Below are 4,876 nucleotides of genomic sequence, written 5' to 3' on the forward strand. Positions count from 1 at the left end.
CCCCAAGCCCCAAGCCCCAACCAGCCTCAGCCCGACAGCCAGGCCAGCGCGAAGAGTGCCACCCCGAGGATCCCGGGCAGGACGAGGCGGGTGAGGCGGCCCACGCCGAAGACCGCGCCGAAGGCGGTGAAGACCAGCGTCAGCATCCCGGCCAGACCCGCGAGCAGCCGCAACGCGTCGTGCAGCGGCAGGTCCTTGGCGATCTGCGTACTGGTGACGATGAAGGCGATCACCGCCGCGAGCAGCCCGAGACTGCCCAGGGTCTCCGACCGCAGCCGGGTGATCTCCGCCTGCTCGTGCGCGCGGCTCTCCTGTGCGACCCGTTGCACCTGCTCCTTCACCGAGGCCTCCAGGCGCTCGGCGGTCTCGCGCAGTCCGCTGCGGATGGCCTGGGTCTCTCGGCGCAGCACGATGTCGGCGCGTATCCGGTGGTACTCGACGACCCGTACCGCATAGCCGAACTGTGCCGAGTCCTCCAGGTCCATGGCCCGCTGGATCGAGGCGAGCGCGGTGTCGAAGTCCCCGGTGAGCGCGGCGAGTTGAGCCCGTACGGCCCGGTAGCGCGCCTGCTCCGGACTGATCTCCACCGCCCGCTCCACCTGGGCCAGCGCGGCGAGCAACTCGCTCGCGGCGACCTCGGCTCCGCTCCAGCCGTACTCCGCGAGGACTCGGGCGTGGTGGGCGACCAGCGCCAGGTTGTCGGGGTAGGCCGTGAGCGCCGACGCGGCGTGCCGCAGCGCCGTCTCCAGGTTCGGGCCCATCGGGTCGAGGAGCGCCAGGTCCGAGTCGAGCACCGCGCGCATCGGCACGGACGTGAACCGTGCCGCATGGCGCAGGTACACGACGCGGAAGCGGCTGCTGTCCAGCGCTCTGCGGTGCCGGGCGAGCAGTACGTAGAAGGCGTTGAAAGCGCGCAACGCGTCGGAGTCGTCGCTGATCAGACCTTCGAGGTGGTCGAGGTCGGCCTCGGCGAGCGAGGTGCACACGGTCATGGCGGCGCTGTGGTGTTCGGCCGATTCCAAGGGCGGCAGGGTGCCCAGGACGGTCGCTATCTCCCCCGGTGACATGGTGATCACAGTAGCGGCGCGGCGGTGCGGTACGACAGTTGGCCCTCGGCCCGATGTCGCGCCCGGAGCGCTACGTCACGTCGTCCCGGCGGCGGTCGTGCCTGGCGAGCAACTCCCGTGTCATCGCCCAGCGTTCGTGGTCGCGCCACGCCCCGTCGACGTACAGGAAGTCCGGCGAGAACCCCTCGAACCGGAACCCGCACCGCCGCGCCAGGGCGATGGACGCGGTGTTGCCCGGCTGGACGTTGATCTCCAGTCGGTGCAGGTCGAGGGCGGGCCCGAAGACGTACCGCACAACGTGTCCGAGCCCCTCCCTCATCAGCCCGCGACCCGCGGCGTGCGCGAAGACGCCGTAGCCGAGCGCGCCGTTACGGAAGGCGCCCGCGACGATGTTGTTGACGTTCACGAACCCGGCGATCCGCCCCGACTCCCGCGCGCAGAGCAGGAATCCGGCCCTGGCGGGGTCCTCGATGAGCCGTCCCGCGTACTCCGCGTACGCCTCCTCGGTGAGCGGCGGCGCCAGCCAGGGGCGGTGCAGCGCGCGACTCTCGCGCGCGAGGGCGGTGAACTCCGGCCCGTCCGCGTACGTGAAGGGGCGGACCCCTAGGTGTGGCCCTGCCAGGAGGAAGGGGGTGCGGGTACGGGTGCTGTCGGGGTCGGGGTCCGGGTCGTCGGCGGGGAGTGGGGTTCGCTCGGGCATCCCGGCAGGGTATGCGGGCCGGGCGCGGACCGTCGCGTCCGTCGCGTCCGTCACGTAGGTCGTGTACATCGCGTAGGTCATGTACGTCGCGTACGGGTGGTTACGCCGCCGGGCACTTCTCCGCGTTCTTGACGACCCCGAGCGTCACGGGCTTCCCGGCGAGGTCGGCGCCCACCTCGGGCTTCTGCTCGCACACCTTCCAGTTGCCCGGCCAGAGCACGTGCCGCTTGTCCCCGCTGACGTCGTGGACCTCGACCTGGGTGCGGTAGTCGAGCACCCGGAAGGCGTTCATCAGCGGCTTGCCCGTGAGTTCCGGCATCGGCGGCCCCGCCGCGCCTGCCGCGACCGCCGTCGTCACGCTCAGCGCGGTCGCGGCGAGAACGGCGCCTGCGGTGAGGGCAATCCGCCCCCGGCTCGCGCACTCCCGCGCCCCGCACCCACGCACCATCACTTGCGCCTCTTCATGAGGAACGCCCCGCACAGCGCACCGATCACGCCCGTGGCGAGCAGCGCCGTCCACAGCGGCATGGTGACTTCGGGGATCAGCAGACGGATCTTTGTATGGCTGGTGTTCTCGAAGATGAAGACCAGACCGAGGATGCCGAGCGCGGCGACACTGAGCCGTCCGGGCGTCAGCAGGCCACCCTTCTTACCGCTCTGCTTGCCGCCACCATTGGAGGAAGCGCTGGAGCTCATGGGGCACCCTTCCGTCGGAGTGCGGCCATCCGCCGCCTGCGTCCCAGAATGGTGAGCCGCCCACCGTCCCGCACGGTGAGCGGCTTCCCCGGACGACCACGGGGTGGCGAACTGAGCCGTACGGCCTACGGGCCCCGGACGGTCGCCTCTCGACTACCGCACCACAGGCAGCTCAAGGACCCCGGTGTCCTTGGGCTCGTGCGTGACCGTCACCGGCTTCACGCCCCTGTTCCCGAAGTACGCGTCGTCGCTGGCCGCGATCACGAACTGGAGCCGGTGCCCCTTCCCGTACCGGTGCACGATGCCCGGCAGCTTCACGGTGAACTCGCGTGTCACGTCCGGCACCCGCGCGGGCGCCACAAGCCGGTGCACCAGCGTCTTCTTGCCGTCGGGTGCGATGTCGTAGAGCTTCGCGAAGAGCACCAGCTTGTCGGCCGCGTCGCCGGAGTTCTGCACCCGTTCCGTCTTCGGCGAGACGACCTTCAGGGTGGCCTTCGGCGAGCCGACCACGTCGGTGGGCCCGTCGAGCGGCTCGCTGGTCCAGTCGAGATACGTGCCCTTGGTGTCGCGCGGCGCCCGGTCGTTCAGGCCGATCATCCCGGCGAGGGAGCTCTCGGAGTGGCTCGTCGGCACCAGCCAGTTGCGGTACTCGCGGGCGCCACGGGCCACCTTGGCGCGGTTGTCGACGAGCTTACCGTCGCCGGACAGGTACAGCTTCCGCGACAGCGCGGGCAGCTCCCCGGCCGTGCCGTACGCGTCGCTCGCCGGCTTCCAGTCCCGGTAGTACGCGAAGTCGGGCCCGGTCTCCACGCCCTGCTTCTTCTGCAGATACCGGTCGAACCAGGCGAGGATCCGCTTGCCGACGTACGACGTCTCCAGATTGCCTTCACCGAGGTTCAGTTCGCCGGCCGCCGGGTCGGTGATGCCGCCGCTGTGACCCCACGACTGCCAGATCATCTTGGCCTCGGTGCCCTGGCCCTTGAGGGTCTTGTACGTCGCCGTCGCCTCGTTGAGGTTGAACAGCGTGTCGGCCTGCCCCTGCACGATCAGCGTCGGGGCCTGCACCCGGTTCAGATACGAGACGGGCGACGCCCCGCGCGCGAACTTCAGCATCTCGGCCGTACGGTCGGCCGGGTACCGCTTGAAGTCGAGCAGCCGCTTCGTCTCGCACGCCCCGGCCACGAAGTGCAGGCAGCCGGAACTGCCGAGGCGCGACGGGTCGAGGCTCGGATTCAGCAGGCCCTGCGCCTCACCCAGGAGGAAGAACCCGTTCGTCCACTGGTACTTGTACACACCGGGCGTGTCCGAGGAAACCCCGGTGGTGCGCGCGGTGTTGTTCGGGTCGAGCGCGTACGCCAAGTCGTTCCAGGTGATCATCGGCACCAGTGCGTCGACCCGGCGGTCCTGCGCGGCGGTGGCCAGCTGGATCGCGCCGCCGTACGAGCCGCCGATCATGCCGACGCGCGGGTCACCCGCGGCGTCCGTGGTGACGAAGTCGGCCTTGGTGCCGTCGTCCGCGGCGCGCGTGCCGCCGAGGAAGTCGATCAGGTACGAGGCGGCCTTGCCGTCGATCTTCGGGTCGTCGAGCGAGATCGGGCAGCCGGTCTTGCCGAAGCCGAGCCCTGAGTAGGCGAGCGCGACATAGCCCCGCTCGGCGAAGGCCTTGGCGGTGGCGTCAGTCGAACCGTCGGCCTTGCTGCCGCCGAAGCCGTTGGTCGTGAGCACGGCGGGCGCGGTACGCGTGGCGTCCACCCCGGCCGGCCGGTACAGGTCGGCGTCCACGGTGCATGTCCTGCCACCCACGTCGACGGTGAACTTCAGCGCGGTGACGGTGAACTGCCCCTGGCTCGCGGCGGATCGGCCTCCGCCCTCGGCATCTGCGGCGAGCGCCGGGGGTGCGACCACCAGCGGCGCGGCAACAGCCACCGCGGCAACGGCTACGGCAAGGGCCTGGGAACTACGGGAACGGGACAACGCATGACCTCCACACTGAGGAGCGGGTTACCGCCGGGTACACCCGCGGCCGCGCTCATGCTGTGACACGTGTCAGGACCTGGTCAACGGGTCTGCGTGGTGTTGGTTGAGGGAGATTCAGTGAAGGGGGAGGCGAGTGGGACAGGTCAACGAGCGTGTGGCGAGGGCGAGTTCAGCTGATCCCACCAGAGGTACCGCCTCAGCCGCTCAGAGGAGTACCCCAGGCAGGGTCGTGCCAGGGCCTGCCGGCGAGACCTGCGAGCAGACACTCGGCCGTGCTCCGAGCCGTGTTCGGTGCGACCCCCACTTCTCTCAGTGCGGCACCGATCCGCGCCGACGCCTGCTCCGGTATGTCCAGGTCGTTGAGTACGGGCAGCAGCAACAGGAGGCGGGCGGCGCGATCTTCGACGCCCTCGCTTCGTGGTACGGGGCTGTCGGC

At 70.2% G+C, this 4,876-nt stretch carries 5 protein-coding genes and 1 pseudogene; all 6 read right to left on the reverse strand.

The features are described from left to right. Positions 1 to 26: 26 nt before the first annotated feature. Complete coding sequence (locus GUY60_RS34525; RefSeq protein ID WP_246236024.1) at positions 27 to 1,067, reverse strand: tetratricopeptide repeat protein; 1,041 nt, start codon at positions 1,065 to 1,067, stop codon at positions 27 to 29. Between the two features lie 70 nt (positions 1,068 to 1,137). Further along, positions 1,138 to 1,767, reverse strand: coding sequence for a GNAT family N-acetyltransferase (locus GUY60_RS34530; RefSeq protein ID WP_161705149.1), 630 nt, complete (start codon positions 1,765 to 1,767; stop codon positions 1,138 to 1,140). Between the two features lie 100 nt (positions 1,768 to 1,867). Next, on the reverse strand, positions 1,868 to 2,218 hold the full coding sequence (locus tag GUY60_RS34535) for a hypothetical protein (RefSeq protein WP_223178771.1): 351 nt from the start codon (positions 2,216 to 2,218) through the stop codon (positions 1,868 to 1,870). Continuing rightward, positions 2,215 to 2,463, reverse strand: coding sequence for a LapA family protein (locus GUY60_RS34540; protein WP_161705153.1), 249 nt, complete (start codon positions 2,461 to 2,463; stop codon positions 2,215 to 2,217). Before GUY60_RS34540 ends, GUY60_RS34535 begins: the two co-directional genes overlap by 4 nt. Positions 2,464 to 2,616: 153 nt before the next feature. Continuing rightward, positions 2,617 to 4,389 (reverse strand): alpha/beta fold hydrolase, encoded by a 1,773-nt coding sequence (locus tag GUY60_RS34545; protein ID WP_376771354.1) that lies wholly within the window; start codon positions 4,387 to 4,389, stop codon positions 2,617 to 2,619. Positions 4,390 to 4,636: 247 nt separating this feature from the next. Then, positions 4,637 to 4,876 (reverse strand): annotated as a pseudogene (locus GUY60_RS38625) (hypothetical protein); the annotation flags it as partial.

It is taken from the genome of Streptomyces boluensis (assembly GCF_009908195.1).
Classification (GTDB): Bacteria; Actinomycetota; Actinomycetes; order Streptomycetales; family Streptomycetaceae; genus Streptomyces; species Streptomyces boluensis.

Excerpts from the sequence above, each read along its gene's own strand:
- GUY60_RS34525 (WP_246236024.1), bottom strand. The coding sequence starts at position 1,067 with ATGTCACCGGGGGAGATAGCGACCGTCCTGGGCACCCTGCCGCCCTTG.
- GUY60_RS34530 (WP_161705149.1), bottom strand. The coding sequence starts at position 1,767 with ATGCCCGAGCGAACCCCACTCCCCGCCGACGACCCGGACCCCGACCCC.
- GUY60_RS34540 (WP_161705153.1), bottom strand. The coding sequence starts at position 2,463 with ATGAGCTCCAGCGCTTCCTCCAATGGTGGCGGCAAGCAGAGCGGTAAG.